Genomic DNA, 20,651 nt, shown 5'->3' on the forward strand with positions numbered 1-20,651 from the left:
GATTATGAATTTAGAAATTACAAAATTTATTCAAGATTTCGAATTGTTATTAGATCAAGCTGAGGTAGGAAGTATTACCGCAGAAACAAAATTTAGAGATTTGGAAGAGTGGAGTTCATTAATGGCATTAATAGTTATTGCGATGGTAGACGATGAATATGATATCAAACTTTCCGGAGATGATATTAGAACGTCAACTACCGTAAAAGATCTTTTTGATAAAATAAGTTTAAAATAAAATGAAAATTTCTGAATTTTCTAAGTTTGGAGTTATTTTTAAGCCACTATCTCAAGAGAATTTAGAAATGGTAAGGGGCTGGAGAAATTCTAATGATGTCCGTTTGTTTATGCAATATCAGGAAATTATTACTCCACAACAACAAGAAATCTGGTTTAATCAATTAGACAAAGAAACAAATTATTATTTTGTTACTTACATGAATCAAATTCCATTTGGCATGTACAATATTAAGGATGTAGATTTCCAGAAAGGAATAGGAGAATCAGGAGTTTTTTTAAGTAGCAGTAATGTATGGGAATCCGACAGCTCAATGCGCGGATCTATTGGAATAATAAACTTTGCTTTTGAAATACTAAAGCTGGAGATTTTAAAATGTCATGTTTTAAAATCTAATAAAAAAGCTTTGGTCTTTAATCAACAAATGGGATTTAAAATTCTTAATTTAGAAACAGATTCAATTAGTTTCGAATTAATGTTGACAAAAGAAGATTTTTACACGAATAAAAAAATAAGCAGACTTATTAAGTATTTAGAGATTAACTAGGATAAGATTATGGCTAATTTTAGCATCCAAAATGTAGCTTTGACAGGAATAGCAGTTGCTGTACCCAAAACAAAAAAAAACAATCTTGATAACGTTTTTTTTTCTAAAGAAGATATAAGTAAATTTGTTTCAACTACTGGTATTTCAGAATATAGAGCCGCCAATCAAACAACTACAACATCTGATTTAGGATTTGAAGCAGCACAAAAATTAATTTTAGAAATGGATATTGATAAAAACGATATCGACATTTTAGTTTTTGTATCTCAAACACCTGATTATGCAAATATCCCAAATACTGCTCCAATTATTCAAGACAGATTAGGATTGTCAAATGCATGTTTAGCTTTTGATTTGCCATTAGGCTGTTCGGGCTTTATATACGGATTAAGTACTATTGCTTCGTATATGCAAAATCCGGCTATAAAAAAAGGATTGCTTATTTGTGGAGACACACTTAGCAAAATTGTTGGGAATAATGATAAAAGTACAGCACTACTTTTTGGAGATGCAGCCTCAGCATCAATTCTCGAAAGAAAAGAAATTAATTCTATGATGCATTTTAACCTTGGTTCTGACGGATCCGGTTATAAATCTATAATTGTAAATGATGGAGGTTCTAGAAAACCATTTAATGAAAATTCTCTTGAAATCGTTGATTATGGAGAAGGAATTAAAAGGAATCAATGTGAATTGTCCTTAGATGGAATGGACGTATTTAGCTTTGGAATTACACAAGCACCAAAGTCAGTAAAGGAATTATTCGCTTTTACGGACATAAATATTGAAGAAATAGATTTTGCAATTTTTCATCAGGCTAATAAAATGATGAACGAAATGATTCGTAAAAAGTTAAAATTAGAAAAAGAAAAAGTTCCTTACTCATTAGATAAATTTGGGAATACAAGTTCTGCATCAATCCCAATTACAATGGTAACTGAATTAAAGAATCAATTACGAAATGATGAAAATAAACTTTTGCTTTGTGGTTTCGGTGTAGGGCTGTCCTGGGGAAGTTGTTATCTCACCACAGAAAATTTAGCAGTACTTGATTTAATAGAAATTTAATAAAAAGTTTACTTTTTCTCTTGAAAACAAAATAATTTTGACTATTGGAATTTTAAAAGTAGATCCTAATGATGTTCAATAATAAATTATTATTAGAGATTATAATTTTAAAAGACTGTGAGAAACATATTTATCAACACAAGCCTTATTTAAAAAAAACAAGAATAATTTCCTTTTTAAAATGAAATCACATATAAAGGCTATTTCGTATTACTTACCAAATTATGAGTTAAGTAATGATGTAATTGAAAAAGAATTTCCAGAATGGAGTATTAATAAAATAGCTGAAAAAACAGGTATTAATTCCAGATTTATTGCTGCAGAAAATGAAACATCTGGAGACATGGCAGTAAAAGCAGCTGAAAAATTATTTAAAGAACATAATATTGATAAATCGACAATTGATTATTTAATACTCTGCACTCAAAGTCCTGATTATTTTTTACCAACAACTGCTTGTGTAATCCAAGAAAAATTAGGATTAAAAACGTCCATTGGTGCTTTTGATATAAACTTAGGATGCTCCGGTTTTGTTTATGGAATTGGGCTGGCAAAAGGTTTGATTTTTTCTGATCAGGCTAAAAATATTCTTTTTATAACATCAGAAACCTACAGTAAATTTATTCATCCAAAAGATAAAAGCAATAAAACTATTTTTGGAGATGCAGCAACAGCAACATTAATCTCTTCTGAAGGTGGTTTTGCTGAAATTGGTAGTTTTGAATACGGTACAGACGGAAAAGGAGCAGACAATCTAATTGTTAGAAATGGAGGCTTAAAAAATAAGAAAACCAATGAAGAAGCTTTTTTAGATGAGTATGGGAATTATCATTCTGATGATTATTTATATATGAACGGACAAGAAATTTTTTTGTTTACATTAGAATCGGTTCCTAAATTGATTGATACCACAATTCAAAAGAATAATTTGCTTAAAGAAAATATTGATTTATTTATTTTGCATCAGGCAAATAAATTTATGCTTGATACTTTAAAAAAGAAATGTAAAATACAAAATGAAAAATTTTATATTCATTTAGATAATTGTGGAAACACTGTTTCTTCGACTATTCCAATTGCTTTGTATTATGCTCAAAAAGAAAAAAAGTTAAAGCAAAATAATAATGTTTTGTTGGCTGGTTTTGGAGTGGGCTATTCATGGGCAGGAACAATAATAAAAATTTTATAATACAATAAATGATTCCTTTTAATAAGCCATTCTTAATAGGCAGTGAATTAAAATATATAGAGCAAGCTGTCCATTCTGGCAAGATTTCAGGAAATGGAATGTTTACGAATAAATGTCAACAATATTTCGAAACAAAATATGGTTTCAAAAAAGCATTGTTAACAACATCTTGTACCGATGCTCTGGAAATGGCTGCAATTTTGGCTAATATTAAAGAAGGTGACGAAGTAATTGTACCAAGTTACACCTTTGTTTCAACCGCATTGGCTTTTGTGAGACAAGGGGCAAAAATTATTTTTGCAGATTCTTATTCTGATAATCCAAATATTGATGCAGACAATATTGAAGCTTTAATTACTCCAAAAACAAAAGCAATAGTGCCTATACATTACGCTGGTGTTGCCTGTGATATGGACAAAATAATGGAATTGGCCAGTAAATATAATGTTTTGGTTATCGAAGACGCTGCACAGGCCATTGATAGTTTTTATATTGGTAGAGACGGAGTAAAAAGACCTTTAGGGTCTATTGGACATATGGCCGCATTTTCTTTTCACGAAACCAAAAATATAATTTCAGGAGAAGGAGGAATGATCGCAATTAATGACAAACGATTTACAGAAAGGGCAGAAATAATCTGGGAAAAAGGAACAAACAGGGCGCAATTTTTTCGAGGTGAAATAAATAAATATGGCTGGGTAGATACTGGATCTAGTTTCTTGCCATCTGAAATTATTGCCGCTTTTCTTTGGGCGCAACTCGAAAATTTAGAAATAATACAAAAAAAACGCAAACGTCTTTGGCAATACTATTATGAAAGATTAAAAGGTGAAGCAGATATTTTAAACATAAAAATGCCCGAAATACCAGATTATGCAACTAATAATGGTCATATGTTTTACATAAGACTTGATAATTTGGAAGAAAGAACTAAATATATAGAAAAATTAAAAAAACAAGGCATTTTGGCGGTTTTTCACTATATCTCATTACATTCTAGCTCTTTTTATGCTTCTAAACACGATGACAGAATTCTCGCTAATACCGATAATTTTACAGACACATTATTACGTCTTCCTATGTACTATGAATTGAGTGAAAATGATATTGATAAAATTGTAAATTGTATTATTGAGTAATAAATAGGGTAGGGAAATTTACAATTATTATAAATCATTTTTTTAAGCATTAGAATTAATTCTAAAAGTAAAATTTTTATGAATGATTTATTTAACATTAAAAGTTGCTAAGATTTTGAGTGTAATAGATAATATAAGATTGTTCATAATCATTGAAAATGCGATGATTCAACAAAGAATTAATTTAGCGAATTCTTAAAAATAATAAAATTTGAATCCAAAAGTTTCCATAATTATCCCTAATTACAATCATGCCACTTTTTTGGTTCAAAGATTAGATAGCATATTTAATCAAACTTTTCAAGACTTTGAGGTCATACTTCTAGATGATAAAAGCACCGATAATAGTGTAACTGTTTTAGAACAATATATTGATCATCCCAAAGTATCACATTTTATAATTAATAAGGAAAATTCAGGAAGTCCCTTTAGACAATGGCAAAGAGGAATTCAATTGGCTAAAGGCGAATACATTTGGATTGCCGAAAGTGATGATTATTGTGAATGGACTTTTTTAACAAAATTGATGAACTATATCAATAAGGATGCTTCAATTGGTATTGCTTACTGTCAGACAAATGATGTTAATGAAAATGGAGTTTATTTAAACAATCGAATCAATTACACAAATCGATTTCAGCCTAATATATGGGAAACGGATTTCGTAAAAAAAGGGCAAGAATTTGTAGAACAGTATTTGAGTTTTTTTAATGTTATTCCTAATGCAAGTGCAGTTATTTTTAAAAAAGAATTGGTAGAAGATTCTTTTTTTTCAACATCTTTAATACAGATGAAAATGTGTGGAGACTGGTATTTTTGGATACAGTTAGCTTTAAAATCAAAAGTTTGTTTTCTGTCTGAAACGTTGAATTATTTTAGGGAACATCAATCTATAACTCGCAATCATAGCGATTTATATAAGAAAAAAATGCGATTGCTTGAAGAAAAAATAATACGCTCCTTGTTGCACTCAGTTCAAATTGTGAATTTACAATCAGAACAATTGTTATATTCTAAATGGTTTAATTTGCATAGTTTTCGGGCAATTTTGGGAAAATCTTTTTATAATATAAAATTGGAGAATATATCTTTTTTCTCTTTTATAAAGATGTATATTCAAAGTAAATCTAAATTGTCTATGCTTAAACAGAAATTCAAATTTGTATTATAATTTATATGGAATTGCAAAAAAATAGAATAGCTCTAGTTTCTCCTTCTCAAAATATCTACTCCGAAACCTTTATTCAGGAGCAAAAAGAAGGACTAAAAGGAGAAGTTTTTTATTATTATGGAGGTCAAGTGCCACAATTTTTAGAAAGATTTGGTAAATTAGGTAATCGTGCCATTGTATGGTCAATAAAAATAAAACGTAAACTAGGATTTAAAACGCTTTCAGCTTCGGAAACGGCTTTTATGAATTCACTTCGAAAGAACGCAATACAAGTCGTTTTAGCACAGTATGGAACTACAGCTGATAAAATTGTGAATGTTTGCAAAAAATTAAATATCCCTTTAATAACACATTTTCATGGTTATGATGCTTCCATTGAAACTGTAATTAAAAATTGTAATTATTATAAAAATGTTTTTGAATACAGCACTTATATTATTGCAGTTTCATTTGCGATGCAAAATCGATTAATTGAATTAGGTTGTCCCAAAGAAAAAATAATATACAATACCTATGGGCCTAATGATTTGTTTTTGAATATTGTTCCTCAATTTAGTAACTCAACATTTATTGCAGTAGGGCGTTTTGTAAATAAAAAGGCACCTTACTACACGATATTAGCCTTTAAAAAAGTACATGATTTATTTCCTGATGCGAAACTGGTTATAGGCGGTAATGGAGAATTACTAGAGGTCTGTGTTAATTTAATAAGAACATTAAAACTACAAGATGCAGTTTTGTTACCAGGTGTCATTGATAGGACTCAGTTTGCGGAATACTTATCCAAAGGATTGGCTTTTGTACAACATTCTGTTACTGCCTTAAATGGTGATCAGGAAGGAACTCCGGTTGCAATTTTGGAAGCGAGTGCTGCTGGATTGCCTGTGATTTCGACAAAACATGCTGGTATTCCCGATGTAATTGTTGAAAATGAAACAGGGTTTTTAGTAGAAGAACATGATGTAGAGGCTATGGCTGAAAAAATGATAGTGCTTTTGAAAAATAAAACATTAGCTAAAGCATTAGGGAATAAAGGAAAAGAGAAAATAAAAAGCGATTTTACATTAAAGAGATATCTAAATGTTATTGATGATTTAATTGAAAGAACGATTAAAAAATAATGATGAATAATCCTCTTGTGTCAATCATAATTCCAACTTATAATCGTGCTAATCTGATTGAAGAGACACTTAATTCAGTACTTATGCAATCCTACGAAAACTGGGAGTGCATAGTGGTAGATGATGGGAGTACAGATAATAGTAAAGTTATAATTGATTATTATAAAGAAAAAGACAGTCGTTTTCAATACCACATTAGACCCAAAAATAGAATGGCCGGAGGTAATGCTGCGAGAAACTACGGATTTGAATTGAGTAAAGGAGAATATATACAATGGTTTGACGATGATGATTTAATGGATAAAGATAAAATTAAGAAGAAGCTTGATACTATAGTTTCATTTAAATGTGACTTTGTTATTTCCAAGACTCAAAATTTTACAAACAATTCCTTTCAATCTCCATACAAATATAATCTTACAGAAAATAATTTTGATTTGTTTTTATTTTTAATAAGGCATATCCATTGGTATACTTATGATTGTATGCTATCTAGAGAGGTAGCGTCGCAAATTAGCTTTTTTGAGAAAATGAAATCCTGGCAGGACTATTACTATTTTGCTAAAATGCTTAGCATTTCTAATAATGGAATATTTATCGATGAAATCTTAACCTATAGAAGATTGCATGAAAACTCAATTCAAGATAACATACATAAATCTGAAAGTGAATTTCATAAAAATTTGCTGTTTGCAAAATTTTATACATACAAGGAGCTAAAAACTAAACTAAATTTAAACCAGCAAAAGAATTATTTCAAGGGTTGTATAAATCATTCTTTTTATTTGATGAGAAATAAGTATGTTTCGAATTTATTGCCTGAAATACTTTTAGAAACTTTACATCTTTATAAGCTTAAAAATCTTCTATTGTTGATTACAGGATATTTGTTGGTTTTTATTACTGGTAAAGGTGAAAAATTAGTAAACAAAATTAAATAAGATTTTCATCTATCCAATCTAGAATTTCTTCATCTGTTTCTATGTCAAATTTCCTTGCGAATAATTTTGTTTTAGATTGTTCTTTGAGCTCATTTTGATCATAAGTAGTGTTTGTAAATGTGACAGGAAGAGAAGTGTTCTTTCTTACCCAATTTACATAGGTAATGCTCACTTCTGTTTTTAAATCGGGATTGTTTTTTTCTAAATGTTTTATTATAGTCTGAAAAAAAATTTCATCCGGTAATAATGTGTATTTATGCTGCTTAATATAATTCGGATTGTCTTTTAAAAACAATAAAATATCTCGAGCAGTATTTGTAGGAATGGCCCACCATTGACCGCCACAATATGGTTTTAACTTAGCGGGTAATGTTCTTTTAGTGAATAAAAATTTTATGGTTTTTAAAGGAGAAATTTTAAAGAACTTAGTGAAGTTCAATAAATTTTTTTTATTAAAAAAAAACTTATTGAAAAAAGGAATTAGTTGAATGAAATCTTGCCTGTTTTTGGAAAACTGTATTTTGTAAAAATTGATTCGGTCTAGACCTCCATACTTTCCAAATCCTTCATGAGGAAGAGGGAAAATATGCATAAAAATAGTATTTATGTTTTGTGTAAAAAAAAGTTTTATTTTTTGTCTCGTCATTAAAGGGTAGTCTTGACCACTTAGTAATACACAAAAACCACTATTGTTATGTTTGTTTATTAGTTTTAAGGCCTCAATGGTACCTTTCACAATTCCAAGGTCTCCCCAAATTCCGTATTCTCTTTTGTTATCTGAAATAAAAAAAATGTTTTGCCCTATAATCTGTTTTTTAAAAAAATCTATATTTACATTTTTATCAACATGTATGTAAAAGTTCACATTATCATCATTTAATTTTGTTATCAATCTCTTAACCTGAGTAGGGTTTTTATGAACTAGTAGAATATAATTTATATACATAATTATTGATGTTTAAGCAAAAATATGAATTTTAATTCCTTAAAAAAAAATCTAATTAATCCTGATACAAAAAGTAATATAGAAGAAACTATAGAGAGTAATCACAGTAGAATTATTGATGATTCAAATATTCCTCTTATATCGGTTGTTCTACCAGTTTACAATGTTGATTCCTATATTAAAGAAGCTATAAATTCTATTTTAAATCAGACTATTCAAGATTTTGAAATTATTGTAATTGATGATTGTTCAATTGATAATACTATTAATGTCATAGAATCTATTAAAGATTCAAGAATAAGAATAGTAAAAAAAACTAAAAATACAGGTCTTATAGATAGTTTAGATATAGGTTTTAAAGAGGCAAAAGGAAAGTATATTGCCCGGATGGATGGAGATGACATTAGTTTGCCTGATAGATTTCAAAAACAATATGAAATTTTAAAAAATAATCCCAATATAAAAGCTTGTGGTTGCTGGCTTAAAGAGTTTGGTTATTCAAATAAATTAATACTCCACAAAGAAAATCATGATGAAATTGTTTCGAGACTTCTATTGTCATGTTCAATGTCTTTAGGTAGCGTTATGCTAGAGAGATTATGGATCACAAATTACAGGTTTGATAAAACAAAATTGCATGTAGAAGATTATGATTTTTGGTCAAAGATGGCATGGTCTGGAAAGTTTTATAATATTCAGGAAGTATTGTATCATTATAGAGTTCATAAGTCACAAGTTTCTATGATTTATAAAACTGCTCAAATAAAAGGAGACATAGATATAAAATTGTTTTTATTTAAAAAGTTGCAATATAATACTGAAGTTTTTTCGGATGAAATAATAACAAAAATGTTATTATTGGATAGAACTATTGAGCTAAAGGACTTCAAGTTATTTTTGAAATGGCTTAATCAATTAATTTTTTTGAATAACAAAACTCATATCTATTCTCCAATTGAGTTGAAGAAAGTTTTGAAAATTATAAAGAGATCAATTCTTTTTTCTCTTTACTTTAAAAAAACATCCATAGGTATAACAAAAAAATGGAGAATAAAGATGCTGTTTAAGTTATCAATGAGTGATCTCTTATTTATATTAATATTAAAAGAACGAGAAATTAGAAAGAGGATCTTAAAATGAATGAGTCAAAAAAAATAATTTTTAAAGTTCCTGAATTTCCACACCTTTCAGAAACATTTATTGTCGCACAGATTATTACAGCTATAAAGCTTGGGTATGAAGTAAAAATATTGATTAGAAAGTTTCTTGATAATGATACAGCAATTAATTCTATTTTAATTAAGGATTATGGTTTACTTGATAAAATAATTATTGAAGATTATAATATTCCAAAAAATAGATTTGTACGTTTAATTAAATGGATTGTTTTACTAGTATTAAATTTTACAGATTTAAGCTCTATAGTAAAATATTATAAAGAATTTTCTAAATTTAGTCTGACACACTTATATCAATGGCTTTTTTTTCAAAGATTTAAGAATGTTGCTCTTTTTCACGTTCAATATGGAACCAATTCTAAACCTTTAGATATTTTAAAAAAGACAGGTTTTAAACCCGCAGTAATTGTTACTTTTCATGGACATGACGCATTTTTTCCTATAAATGGTTATATACCTAATAATGGTTATTATGACAATTTGTTTAAGTATGCAGATTTAATAACTGCCAACACTTCTTATTTAGCTAATAAAATTATTGAATTAGGTTGTCCAAAAGATTTACTTTCAACTATTCCTGTAGGTGTCGATACTGATTTTTTTTATCCAAAAAAAGAAAGTAAAACAGTTAATCATACACTAAAATTAATAACAGTTGGTCGTTTAGACAAGGTCAAAGGTCATGATTTTTGTATTTTGGCTGTGGCAGATTTAATTAATAAAGGGATAGATGTAACATTGACAATCATTGGTGAGGGGGCAGAGCGTAGAAATCTAGAAGATTTAATTGAAAAATGTCAACTTAAAGATAAGGTTTTTATGAAAGGGAAAAAATCCCAATTAGAAGTTAGACAGGAATTATGGGAACACGACGTTTATGTGTTAACGGCTGTTGCATTAGGAGATGGAAGGAGAGAAACGCAGGGATTAGCTACTCTTGAAGCTCAAGCCTGTGGATTGCCAGTAGTAGCCTTTGATTCGGGTGGCGTAAAGTATACTATTAAAGATAAAAAAACGGGATTAATTTGTAAAGAATATGATATACAAGAAGTGTCAGAAAAAATCAAATTATTATATTCTAATCCTGTACTTAGAATAGAAATGAGTATGAATACAAAAGATTTTATAAAACAACATTTTTCACAAAATTATATTGATAGTGTTTGGGAAAAAGAATATTTACAATTACTTAGAGCATGATGGGTTTAAAAATTTCTATTGTTCTTCCTGTCTACAATGGTGAAAAATATCTCTCTCAATCTATAGAGAGTTGCCTCAATCAGACTTTTAAAAATATCGAGCTAATCATAGTAAATGATTGTTCTACTGATAACACTTTAAGTATTGCTAACCAATATGCAAAAAAAGATGATAGGATTAAGGTTGTAAGTAATTTTGAAAATAAGAAGTTACCAGCAAGTTTAAATATTGGTCATAATGAAGCAAGTGGAGATTTTATAACCTGGACAAGCGATGATAATTTTTATGAGCTTGATGCCTTAGAAAAACTTTTAAAAGCATTGCTGGAGAATGAAGCAGATATTGTTTATAGTAATATTTTCTTAATTGATAATTTAGGCAACAGAATAAGAGAAGTTAGGTTATTAGGAGTAGAAAATTTAATTTTTGGAAATGTTATTGGATCTTGTTTTTTATATAGACGAAATGTCTTTGAAAAAAACAATGGTTATAATGAAACTTTATTTTTAATTGAAGATTATGACTTTTGGTTACGCGCCATCTTACATAGTAAATATTATAAACTTGATCAGTTTTTGTACAATTATAGGAAACATGAAGATAGTTTAACCAACCAGATTAAAACAGTTAGTGATAAACAAATTATTTGGAAAAAAAATATAGAAACTATGTATATTGAATTTTCAAGAAATTTCATAGATCACGATTTTGAAGTTTTTTCAGAACTGCAAACTAAAATATTAAGTTCTCAACAAATAAAATTTGAGTGGATTATAAAAAATTACTCTACTATTAAAAAATTTCAAGAAAAAATTTCAAAAAATAAAAACTTTCAAAATAAAAAAGCAACCGGAAAAGTTTTTTTGAGTCAGATAATCATGCTGATGGTATCAGATTTTGATAGAAAAAAAAATAAGTTGTATTGTTTTTTCATATTTAAAAACTATTATCCATTTTTAGATAAAAACAGTATAAAAACTTTAATAAAGTACTCCTTTTTTAAATGAAAAAAAAAGTAACTATAATAATGGCGACTTATAATAGAAGCCATTTTATTTTGGAATCTTTACTGTCAATTCAGAATCAAACCTATTCAGAATTTGAATGTTTAATAATTGATGACGGAGGAACCGACAATACTTTAGAAGTTATTACTCCAGTTTTAAATAAAGATTCTCGTTTTAAGTTTTTAAAACGGCCTAAAAATTATGCAAAAGGATTACCTGGATGTAGAAATTACGGAATTGATTTAGCACAAGGTGATTATATCATATTTTTTGATGATGATGATATTGTGCACCCACAAAATTTAGAATTGTGTACTACTGAATTAAATAAAAATAAAGTTGCATTTTGTAGATATCAGAGAGAGGTTTTTTTTAATGAATTCCATTATAATTTTGATTATTCTAAAGAATATTCTTCATTTAAAGTTGGGGTAAATGATGTTGAAAGAATCTTAACTCATGAATTACCGTTTAATTCATGCGCCGTAATGTGGAAAGCAATATGTTTTGAAAAGAATCGTTTTGTAGAACATTTAATGTATGCTGAAGAATGGGAACTATATTCCAAAATTATATCTTCAGGATTTGAAGGTATTTCTATAAACAAATGTTTGTTTTACGGAAGAAAGCACGACAATTCAAATACTGGTGAATTTTTTCAAAATAATCCTGTCAGAATGAATTCTCAAGCCGATGCAGTTGTTTTAGTCGTTCAAAATCTTAAAGAAAAACAATTACTTACAAATTCATTGATTCAATATTTCATTACTATTTCTATCGGTTTCAAAGAGTATAATTTGTTTAATAGAATATTGAATGTTTTGAATTTAAGTATTTTTAAAAGTTTAAAATGGATCTTTTTTTATCAATCTTATCCTTTACGTTTGCCCATTTATAAAATAAAAAAAAGATTTAAGTAATGAAAATTCTACTTTGTTTCGGTACACGTCCAGAAGCCATTAAAATGGCACCATTATATCATAAGCTTCAAAAAGAAAATTTTGAAGTTATTGTGTGTGTAACAGCTCAGCATCGTGAAATGCTGGATCAGGTTTTAGATTTTTTTGAAATTAAACCTGATTTTGATTTAGATGTAATGCAGTCAAATCAATCTTTAAATGATTTAAGTGCGTTAATCTTATCTAAGATGGATCATGTTCTTCGAAAAACATCTCCAAATTTAGTTTTAGTACATGGAGACACGACAACTTCTTCAATGGTAGCTTTAGCAGCTTTCCATTTAGGTATTAAAGTAGGTCATGTAGAAGCCGGGCTACGAACTTATAATAAAAAAGCACCTTTTCCGGAAGAAGTTAACAGACAAATAACCAGTAGACTAGTAGATTTACATTTTACACCAACAGTTGAAGCGACAGAAAATTTATTAACTGAAGGAATTCTAAAAGAAGATATTATTCAAACAGGTAATACCGTAATTGATGCCTTACTTTGGACAACAAATAAAATTGGTAAACCGGATTATAGCCATCCCGAAATTGAAAAATTAAAAAAAGAAATTCCTGAAAATAAAAAAATAGTTTTAGTGACAGGTCATCGAAGAGAAAACTTTGAATCGGGTTTAAAAAATCTTTGTGAAGCACTTTTAGACATTTCAGAAAGAGAAGATGTTTTTATTGTATATCCGGTTCATTTAAATCCAAATGTCAAAAAAACGGTTTATGATTTATTGTCTGACAAACAAAATATTCTTTTAATTCCTCCTGTTTCATATCCTGTCTTTGTTTGGTTAATGCAGCAATCTTTTTTAATTGTAACAGATTCTGGAGGTATCCAGGAAGAAGCGCCATCATTAGGAAAACCTGTTTTGGTAACCAGAGAAATTTCTGAAAGGCCCGAAGGTGTAACAGCAGGATTTTCAACTTTGGTAGGAACAGATAAAGATAAAATAATAAGCAAAATAAAGGAAATTTTAAATGATTTTAAAGGTTTTGAAAATCTAGGAAATCCTTATGGAAATGGCGATGCTTCAGATAAGATAGTCAGTTATTTAAGTCGTTAATTATGTTTAATAAGAGGAAAAGAAAATCTTTGTTTTTAAAAACAATAAAGCATATACCCGTTAACTCATTCAGAATTTTTTTATTGAAAAAGATGTTCGGTTACTCTATTGGGAAAAATGTCAAAATTGGCAAAGTCATAATAAACTGCAATAAAGTAACAATTGGAGATAATGTTTATATTGCAAATAATAATCTAGTTTTATGCAATCAATTGTCAATAGGACAAAATACTTCAATTCATTCTGGGAATGTATTTCAAGGAAGTGCTAATTTCTCTATTGGTACAAACTCAAGAATTATAAATAATCATTATTTCGATTTGTATCATAATATAGAAATAGGAAATAACACCTGGATTGCTGGTAAAGGCAGCCAATTTTGGACACATGGTTCCATTTATACAAAATTAAAAACCAAAGATTTATCAATTAAAATTAAAAACGACATTTATATTGGGTCAGCTTCATGTTTTGCGCCTGGAGTATTTATAGAAAGCGAAAACTTAATTGGCTTAGGAAGTGTGATAACAAAGAGTTTTTTAGAGAATAAAACTATCATTGCAGGTAATCCTGCTGTAGTAGTAAAACAAGATGTTGATTGGAGAATAAATTGGTAACAATGAAAAAAATACTCATAGTTGTAGATTCGATAAACATAGAAGATAGTAGTGGATCTAAAGCCAATGTTGCCTTAATTAATAATTTGTATAAAGAGGGATTCGAAGTTTTGGTTTATCATTATACACTAAAAGATATTAAATTAGAAAACATAGGTACTTATGCAATTCCTGAAATAAAAACAAGTGTAAACTATTTTTTAAGCAGATTGCAACGCGTTATAAGCCGAAATTTGAAAGTCAATCTAGCTCCCTTTTTGGAACGACAATTTGGTTTTTCATTTACTTTTTTTAACGATACCAACAGTATTCAAAAAGCAATAGAAAAAATTGTATTTCAGCCAGATCTCGTATTGACTTTAAGTAAGGGAGCAAGTTTTAGATCACATTATGCAGTTCTTAAATTACCATATTTACATAATAAATGGATCGCATATGTGCATGATCCATTCCCATTTCATTTTTATCCGAGACCATACAATTGGGTACAATCAAGTTATCAACAAAAAGAAAAATTCTTTAATGAAGTTGCTGTAAAAGCGAGATATAGTGCCTTTCCTAGTCAATTATTAAAAGAATGGATGAGCAGTTATTTTCCCAATTTTGAAAAAACAGGAATTATTATTCCTCATCAAAATGAAAAATATGAAATTGAAAATACTGTTTTCCCATCTTATTTTGATGTTTCAAAATTTAATTTGCTCCATGCCGGAAATTTAATGAAACAACGCTCTCCTGAAGGTTTGATAAAAGGCTTTAATTTGTTTTTAGAACAAAATCCAGAAGCAAAAACAGATGCAAAACTTCTATTATTAGGCAATGCCTCCTATCATACTGAAATGCTGGAAAATTATAAAAAAAATAGCTCTGAAATTTATATTCACAATGGCAACAAACCCTTTGACGAAGTCTATAATTTACAGAAGAATGTAGCTATTAACATAATTTTAGAAGCAAAAGGAGAAATTAGTCCTTTTCTTCCCGCTAAATTTCCTCATTGTGTTGAAGCAAATAAGGCTATTCTTTTGCTGGCTCCTTATTATAGTGAAACAAGAAGGTTGTTAGGGAAAGATTATGAATTTTGGTCAGAAGTAGATGATATAGAGCGAATCGCATCATTAATAAAAAAACTTTATTTGTTGTGGAAAGAAAATTCGGTTAATTTAAATTTAAATAGAGGAGATTTAGTCGAATATGTTTCTTCTGGGCATTTAAAAGAGATATTGAATAGCATGTTAGCTAATCAATATCAAACCTAATTCAAAGAACAGATTCGTGATACAATTTTAATTTCTAAACGTGTGTGATTATTACCCTAAATTTTTTGTTTCAATGGTAACTAATGAAGTAAAAGATTATAATCGTTTTGAATAAAATCCATAAATTACAAGAATGAGAGCCTCAATATTAATCGTATCAAAAAACAGAAAAGAAGATTTACTTAAGACATTGACAATATTAGATTCGTTAATAGTTAAATCTGAAGTTGAAGTTTTAGTTTTTTTGGATGGATGCACAGATGATTCTGAATGTCTTCAAAATGAATTGACTTGGGTAAAATGGTTTGTTTCTACAAAGTCAATAGGAGCCTCTGCAGCAAGACATCAGATTTACCCAGTGGCAAATTCTGAAATATTAATTGGTTTAGATGATGATGCACATCCATTAAATATTGATTTTGTTTCTATAACAGAAAACTTGTTTGATAAAAATCCAAATGTAGGTATTATTGCTTTTGAAGAAATAAAAGGAATCTTTGAATCAGATTCAGAAGCAATAGAAATATCTGAAAAAGAAAAGAAAGAATTCCTAACTGCTGAATTTATTGGTTGTGGTTTTGCTATTCGAAAATCAGTTTATAACCTCACCAATGGTTTTCCGGTTTGGATCGATATTTATGGAGAAGAATCCTGCTTGTCTATTGAGGTTATGTCTAAAGGTTTTGATATTTTGTACTCAAATGAAATTAAAATAAATCATAGAGTCAATAAAGAAATAAGAAAATTAGGGAACCATAGTTACTTTAGATTCGAAAAGCAATTAAAAAATTCAACATATTATTTTTTGGTTTATTATCCGCTTCCTGTTTTAAATATAGTAAAGATGTATTGGCATAATTTTAAAAAATACGCCTTGACTGATAAGGTATATTTCAAAAAATATATTAAAACAATTTTTGTGGTTTTAATTCATATCCCTAAAATTTTAAGATATCGAAATGCTGTTGATAAAACTTTAATTCTAAAAATGAGAAATTTATCCAGTTTAAAATTTTAAAATTTTTACGATTAGAAATCAAAAATGGAATAAAAATATCAGCAATAAAGTATTTTTGTTATAAAAAAGAAAACTTAAATATGCTATCAAAAAAAACATCACCATATATAATTGCCGAAATTGGCCAGGCTCATGAAGGCAGTTTAGGGATTTTACATTCTTATATTGATGCTGTAGCGCAAACTGGCGTCGATGCTGTAAAGTTTCAGATGCACATTGCAGAAGCTGAAAGTAGTGAACAGGAGCCTTTTCGTGTAAAGTTTTCATTAGAAGACAAGACAAGATTTGATTATTGGAAACGTATGGGGTTTTCTTTGGAACAATGGAAAAAGATTAAAGAACATTGTGATGAGGTTGGATTAGATTTCATTTGTTCGCCATTTAGCAATTTGGCTGTAGACTGGTTGGAGGAGGTAGGTGTTGAATGTTACAAAATTGGTTCAGGCGAAGTTAATAATTTTTTGATCTTAGAAAAAATTGCCCAAACTGGCAAACCAGTAATTTTGTCCTCAGGTATGAGTTCTTATAACGAGTTAGATCAGACAGTTGCTTTCTTGAAAGAAAGAAATGTTGATTTCTCAATTTTGCAATGTACTACAGCTTATCCAACACAACCAGAACAATATGGTTTGAATGTTATTCAGGAGTTGAAAAAACGTTACAATGTATCCGTTGGTTTTTCAGATCATTCTGCAAAAATAGAAACTTGTATAGCTGCAACTGCGCTTGGGGCCACTATTCTAGAGCTTCATATTGTATTTGACAGGCAAATGTTTGGTCCGGATTCAATGTCTTCTTTGACAATTTCAGAGACTAAAGATTTGGTAATTGCTGTTCGGAATATAGCCACTGCTTTATCAAATAACATTGATAAAAATAGTAATGAAGCTTTTTCTTCACTAAAGCAAATTTTTGAAAAATCATTGGCAGTAAACAAAGATTTGCCTAAAAATCATATTTTGTCTTTTGATGATTTGGAATCAAAAAAGCCAAAAGGTTTAGGAATAGATGCTTCTCGTTTTCAGGAAATAATAGGGAAAACATTGAATAAAGATTTAAAACAATGGGATTTTTTGAATGAAGCTGATTTATTATAAACCAGGTTTAAGTTCTGTTAATCCTATAAAATTGGATAGATAATACTAAAAAATTACGTTTAACCTTTCCTCTTTTTTACCTACTTTAGCCCTTTAATAAATTAAAAATGCCAAAAAGAAAAATAGCTGTGGTTATCACGGCGCGTCCTTCTTACAGTCGTGTAAAAACAGTATTATCTGCTATTCAAAATCATCCGGATTTAGAACTGCTTTTAGTAGTAGCGGCCTCAGCCTTATTGGATCGATACGGTTCTGCCGTGAATTTTATTGAAAAAGATGGTTTTAAAATTTCGGCTAAGGTTTTTAATGTATTAGAAGGAGAAAATTTGACTGCTGCGGCAAAAACCACTGGAATTGGTATTTTGGAATTATCTACCGTTTTTGATAATTTAAAACCAGATATAGTAGTAACGGTAGCTGATCGATTTGAAACTATGGCAACTGCTATTGCAGCTTCTTATATGAATATTCCTTTAGCACATATACAAGGAGGTGAAGTTACCGGAAATATTGATGAAAAAGTACGTCACGCAATCACTAAGTTATCTGATTATCATTTTGTAGCTTCTGAGAGTGCTAAAGACAGAGTTATAAAATTAGGAGAAGACCCAGCAATGGTTTTTAATACAGGCTGTCCTTCTATTGATTTAGCAGAAGAGATCATTCAAAGTAAATCACTTCCATTTAATCCTTATGAAAAATATGGAGGCGTGGGAGCAACACCTGATCTATCGAACGGATATTTAGTTGTAATGCAGCATCCCGTTACTACAGAATACAAAGATTCCCGAAAACATATAGAAGCCACATTAGAAGCTATTTATAAAATAAATAAACCTACACTTTGGTTTTGGCCTAATGTTGATGCAGGAGCAGACGGTACTTCAACAGGAATACGAGCTTTTAGAGAGCAACATCAATTGCCAAATGTCCATTTTTTCAAGAACATGGAAGGAAAAGATTTCTTAGAATTACTGAAACATAGCGATTGCCTGATAGGTAATTCTAGTGTTGGTATTAGAGAATGTGCATTCTTGGGAGTGCCTGTAATTAATATTGGTTCGCGTCAAAATCGAAGAGATCGCGGAGGAAACAGTGTAGATGTGGATTATTCACAGGAAGAGATAGAAGCAGCAATTGTTTCTTTAGTACAAAAAGGAAAAACTATTTCATCTTCTATTTATGGAAACGGAAAAGCAGGTATACAAATAGCCGAATTACTTGCTGATTTGCCTTTGCAGTTTCATAAAACCATTATGTATTAATGAGAGTTTTAGCCATTATTCCAGCACGTGGAGGGAGCAAAGGTGTACCGGGGAAAAATATTAAATTATTAGGAGGAAAACCTTTGATAGCTCATGCAATCGAGTGTGCTAAAAAATGCAATAAGATTACGAAAACAATTGTTTCTTCAGATTCTGATGAGATTTTAAATATTGCTTTGAAGTTTGAGGCAGAAATTATTAAAAGAAATGCAAGTTTAGCACAAGACACAAGTAATGTTGTAACTGCTGTTGCCGAAGTTTATCAGAAACTCGAAGAAGAATATGATTTAATAGTTCTATTGCAACCAACGTCACCACTTAGAACTTCAATTGATCTGGAGAACATAATAAAAATGTTTGAAAAAGACGAATTTATTGATGGGGTTATTAGTGTAGTTCCTTTAGAAGATTATCATCCAGCAAGAATGTATAATTTAGAAAAAGATAATAAGCTGATTCCTTTTATAAATGAGGGAGAAAGTAAAAGAAGACAAGATCTGGTGCCTGTGTATTTTAGAAATGGATGTTTTTATGCAGTACGGGTAAAAGCTTTTTTAAAAGAAAAATCTTTTATGGTTGAAAATAAAAAAGCGTATGTGATGGATGAAAATTGGTTAGTGAATATTGATTCTTTTCGTGACTTTAAAATAGCTGAAATGTTGTATGAAGATTGGAAAAATGAAAATAGTTGTAGTTGAATCTCAAGATTTTAGTAAGCAAGCTTTAAGGTTACTTTCAGAAATTGGAACAGTGATTTTGTTAGATGTCCAGGATGAAAATTCTTTGCAGGATTACTTAAAAGATGCTGATGTTGTTTTCATAAGGCTTCGCTTTCATATTAGTGCCAAAATTATTGATTCTGCTCCTCAGTTAAAGTATATTTTAACTGCTACAACTGGTTTAGATCATATTGATGTAGACTACTTTGAAAGTAAAGGCGGAGAAGTTATTTCTTTGAAAGGAGAATATGATTTTTTGAGTTCAATTCCTTCAACAGCAGAACATACTTGGGGATTAATTTTAATTTTGATGCGTAATGTGACTAAAGCATTTGACGACGTTAAAAATGGTTTTTGGAGAAGAGACCTGTTTAAAGGAAATAATCTTAAAGGAAAAAAAATTGGTTTGTTAGGATTAGGAAGAGTAGGTTTTCAGGTAGCCAATTATGCAGAAGCATTTGGAATGGAAATCGGTTTTTATGATCTTAAAAATATAGAAAAAACAAATTGTAAAAGTTTTAATAATCCAAAAGAACTGTTTAGTTGGGCCGATATAATTTCGATACATATCCCATTAAACAATGAAAACATTCATTTTGTTAATCGAGCGTTATTGGATCAAATTAAAAGTGATGCGTTTCTAATAAATACTTCAAGAGGTGCTGTGGTTGATGAACTATATTTATGTCAACTGATAGAAAAAAAAATGATAAAAGGTTATGCTTCTGATGTTTTAGAAAACGAAATTAATTCTAAGAATAATTTGGAAAATGAAAGATTAGTGATGTTGGCAAAACAAAACCATAATGTGATATTAACGCCACATATTGCTGGAGCAACTTATGAGTCAATGGAAATGACAGAGGAATTTGTGGTTAGGAAGCTTTTTAAAATGATAAATGGAAATTAAG

Annotated in this window: 21 protein-coding genes; 20 read left to right on the top strand and 1 reads right to left on the bottom strand. The window is 29.3% G+C overall.

Annotated elements, in window-relative coordinates; all coding sequences use genetic code 11:
- Positions 1 to 4 precede the first annotated feature (4 nt).
- From AC1RRN_RS13175 to AC1RRN_RS13210, 8 genes are all read left to right on the top strand, one after another.
- On the top strand, positions 5 to 238 hold the full coding sequence (locus AC1RRN_RS13175; RefSeq protein ID WP_492967722.1) for a phosphopantetheine-binding protein: 234 nt from the start codon (positions 5 to 7) through the stop codon (positions 236 to 238).
- Between the two features lies 1 nt (position 239).
- Complete coding sequence (locus tag AC1RRN_RS13180; RefSeq protein ID WP_492967723.1) at positions 240 to 785, top strand: hypothetical protein; 546 nt, start codon at positions 240 to 242, stop codon at positions 783 to 785.
- Positions 786 to 794: 9 nt separating this feature from the next.
- A complete protein-coding gene (locus tag AC1RRN_RS13185; protein ID WP_492967724.1) occupies positions 795 to 1,853 on the top strand; it encodes a 3-oxoacyl-ACP synthase III family protein in 1,059 nt (352 codons plus the stop codon).
- A gap of 181 nt (positions 1,854 to 2,034) precedes the next feature.
- Positions 2,035 to 3,042 carry a ketoacyl-ACP synthase III gene (locus tag AC1RRN_RS13190; protein WP_492967725.1) on the top strand — a complete coding sequence of 336 codons (1,008 nt, stop codon included), beginning with the start codon at positions 2,035 to 2,037 and terminating at the stop codon, positions 3,040 to 3,042.
- 8 nt (positions 3,043 to 3,050) lie between these two features.
- Positions 3,051 to 4,181: a dTDP-4-amino-4,6-dideoxygalactose transaminase gene (gene rffA, locus AC1RRN_RS13195; RefSeq protein WP_492967726.1), complete on the top strand. Its 1,131-nt coding sequence runs from the start codon at positions 3,051 to 3,053 to the stop codon at positions 4,179 to 4,181.
- 211 nt (positions 4,182 to 4,392) lie between these two features.
- Positions 4,393 to 5,352 carry a glycosyltransferase family 2 protein gene (locus AC1RRN_RS13200; RefSeq protein ID WP_492967727.1) on the top strand — a complete coding sequence of 320 codons (960 nt, stop codon included), beginning with the start codon at positions 4,393 to 4,395 and terminating at the stop codon, positions 5,350 to 5,352.
- Between the two features lie 5 nt (positions 5,353 to 5,357).
- Positions 5,358 to 6,473 carry a glycosyltransferase gene (locus AC1RRN_RS13205; protein WP_492967728.1) on the top strand — a complete coding sequence of 372 codons (1,116 nt, stop codon included), beginning with the start codon at positions 5,358 to 5,360 and terminating at the stop codon, positions 6,471 to 6,473.
- A 2-nt stretch (positions 6,474 to 6,475) separates the two neighbouring features.
- Entirely contained in the window at positions 6,476 to 7,414 is a 939-nt protein-coding gene (locus tag AC1RRN_RS13210; protein WP_492967729.1) for a glycosyltransferase family 2 protein, read from the top strand.
- Here AC1RRN_RS13210 and AC1RRN_RS13215 read toward each other — a convergent pair.
- Positions 7,407 to 8,360 (bottom strand): beta-1,6-N-acetylglucosaminyltransferase, encoded by a 954-nt coding sequence (locus AC1RRN_RS13215; RefSeq protein ID WP_492967730.1) that lies wholly within the window; start codon positions 8,358 to 8,360, stop codon positions 7,407 to 7,409. The genes AC1RRN_RS13210 and AC1RRN_RS13215 overlap by 8 nt on opposite strands.
- A gap of 24 nt (positions 8,361 to 8,384) precedes the next feature.
- Between AC1RRN_RS13215 and AC1RRN_RS13220 the strand changes: the two genes are divergently transcribed.
- The 12 genes from AC1RRN_RS13220 (at position 8,385) to AC1RRN_RS13275 (ending at position 20,650) form a co-directional block, all read left to right on the top strand.
- The gene (locus AC1RRN_RS13220) at positions 8,385 to 9,500 is read left to right on the top strand and encodes a glycosyltransferase family 2 protein (RefSeq protein ID WP_492967731.1); all 1,116 of its coding nucleotides are present in this window, start codon (positions 8,385 to 8,387) and stop codon (positions 9,498 to 9,500) included.
- On the top strand, positions 9,497 to 10,738 hold the full coding sequence (locus tag AC1RRN_RS13225) for a glycosyltransferase (protein WP_492967732.1): 1,242 nt from the start codon (positions 9,497 to 9,499) through the stop codon (positions 10,736 to 10,738). The genes AC1RRN_RS13220 and AC1RRN_RS13225 overlap by 4 nt, the downstream gene beginning before the upstream one ends.
- Positions 10,738 to 11,745 carry a glycosyltransferase family 2 protein gene (locus AC1RRN_RS13230; RefSeq protein ID WP_492967733.1) on the top strand — a complete coding sequence of 336 codons (1,008 nt, stop codon included), beginning with the start codon at positions 10,738 to 10,740 and terminating at the stop codon, positions 11,743 to 11,745. The genes AC1RRN_RS13225 and AC1RRN_RS13230 overlap by 1 nt, the downstream gene beginning before the upstream one ends.
- A complete protein-coding gene (locus AC1RRN_RS13235; RefSeq protein ID WP_492967734.1) occupies positions 11,742 to 12,665 on the top strand; it encodes a glycosyltransferase family 2 protein in 924 nt (307 codons plus the stop codon). Before AC1RRN_RS13230 ends, AC1RRN_RS13235 begins: the two co-directional genes overlap by 4 nt.
- Positions 12,665 to 13,765, top strand: a complete 1,101-nt coding sequence (gene wecB, locus AC1RRN_RS13240; RefSeq protein ID WP_492967735.1) for a non-hydrolyzing UDP-N-acetylglucosamine 2-epimerase — start codon at positions 12,665 to 12,667, stop codon at positions 13,763 to 13,765. Before AC1RRN_RS13235 ends, wecB begins: the two co-directional genes overlap by 1 nt.
- Before the next feature lie 83 nt (positions 13,766 to 13,848).
- Positions 13,849 to 14,382, top strand: coding sequence for an acyltransferase (locus AC1RRN_RS13245; RefSeq protein WP_492967736.1), 534 nt, complete (start codon positions 13,849 to 13,851; stop codon positions 14,380 to 14,382).
- 2 nt (positions 14,383 to 14,384) lie between these two features.
- Positions 14,385 to 15,641: a glycosyltransferase family protein gene (locus AC1RRN_RS13250; RefSeq protein WP_492967737.1), complete on the top strand. Its 1,257-nt coding sequence runs from the start codon at positions 14,385 to 14,387 to the stop codon at positions 15,639 to 15,641.
- A 133-nt stretch (positions 15,642 to 15,774) separates the two neighbouring features.
- The gene (locus AC1RRN_RS13255; RefSeq protein ID WP_492967738.1) at positions 15,775 to 16,659 is read left to right on the top strand and encodes a glycosyltransferase family 2 protein; all 885 of its coding nucleotides are present in this window, start codon (positions 15,775 to 15,777) and stop codon (positions 16,657 to 16,659) included.
- A gap of 80 nt (positions 16,660 to 16,739) precedes the next feature.
- Positions 16,740 to 17,756, top strand: coding sequence for an N-acetylneuraminate synthase family protein (locus AC1RRN_RS13260; RefSeq protein ID WP_492967739.1), 1,017 nt, complete (start codon positions 16,740 to 16,742; stop codon positions 17,754 to 17,756).
- A gap of 107 nt (positions 17,757 to 17,863) precedes the next feature.
- Positions 17,864 to 19,021: a UDP-N-acetylglucosamine 2-epimerase gene (gene neuC / locus AC1RRN_RS13265; RefSeq protein WP_492967740.1), complete on the top strand. Its 1,158-nt coding sequence runs from the start codon at positions 17,864 to 17,866 to the stop codon at positions 19,019 to 19,021.
- The gene (locus AC1RRN_RS13270; RefSeq protein WP_492967741.1) at positions 19,021 to 19,719 is read left to right on the top strand and encodes an acylneuraminate cytidylyltransferase family protein; all 699 of its coding nucleotides are present in this window, start codon (positions 19,021 to 19,023) and stop codon (positions 19,717 to 19,719) included. Before neuC ends, AC1RRN_RS13270 begins: the two co-directional genes overlap by 1 nt.
- A complete protein-coding gene (locus tag AC1RRN_RS13275) occupies positions 19,700 to 20,650 on the top strand; it encodes an NAD(P)-dependent oxidoreductase (protein ID WP_492967742.1) in 951 nt (316 codons plus the stop codon). The genes AC1RRN_RS13270 and AC1RRN_RS13275 overlap by 20 nt, the downstream gene beginning before the upstream one ends.
- Position 20,651: the final 1 nt, after the last annotated feature.

The sequence above is a fragment of the Flavobacterium sp. GW821-FHT11G01 genome, from assembly GCF_058808175.1.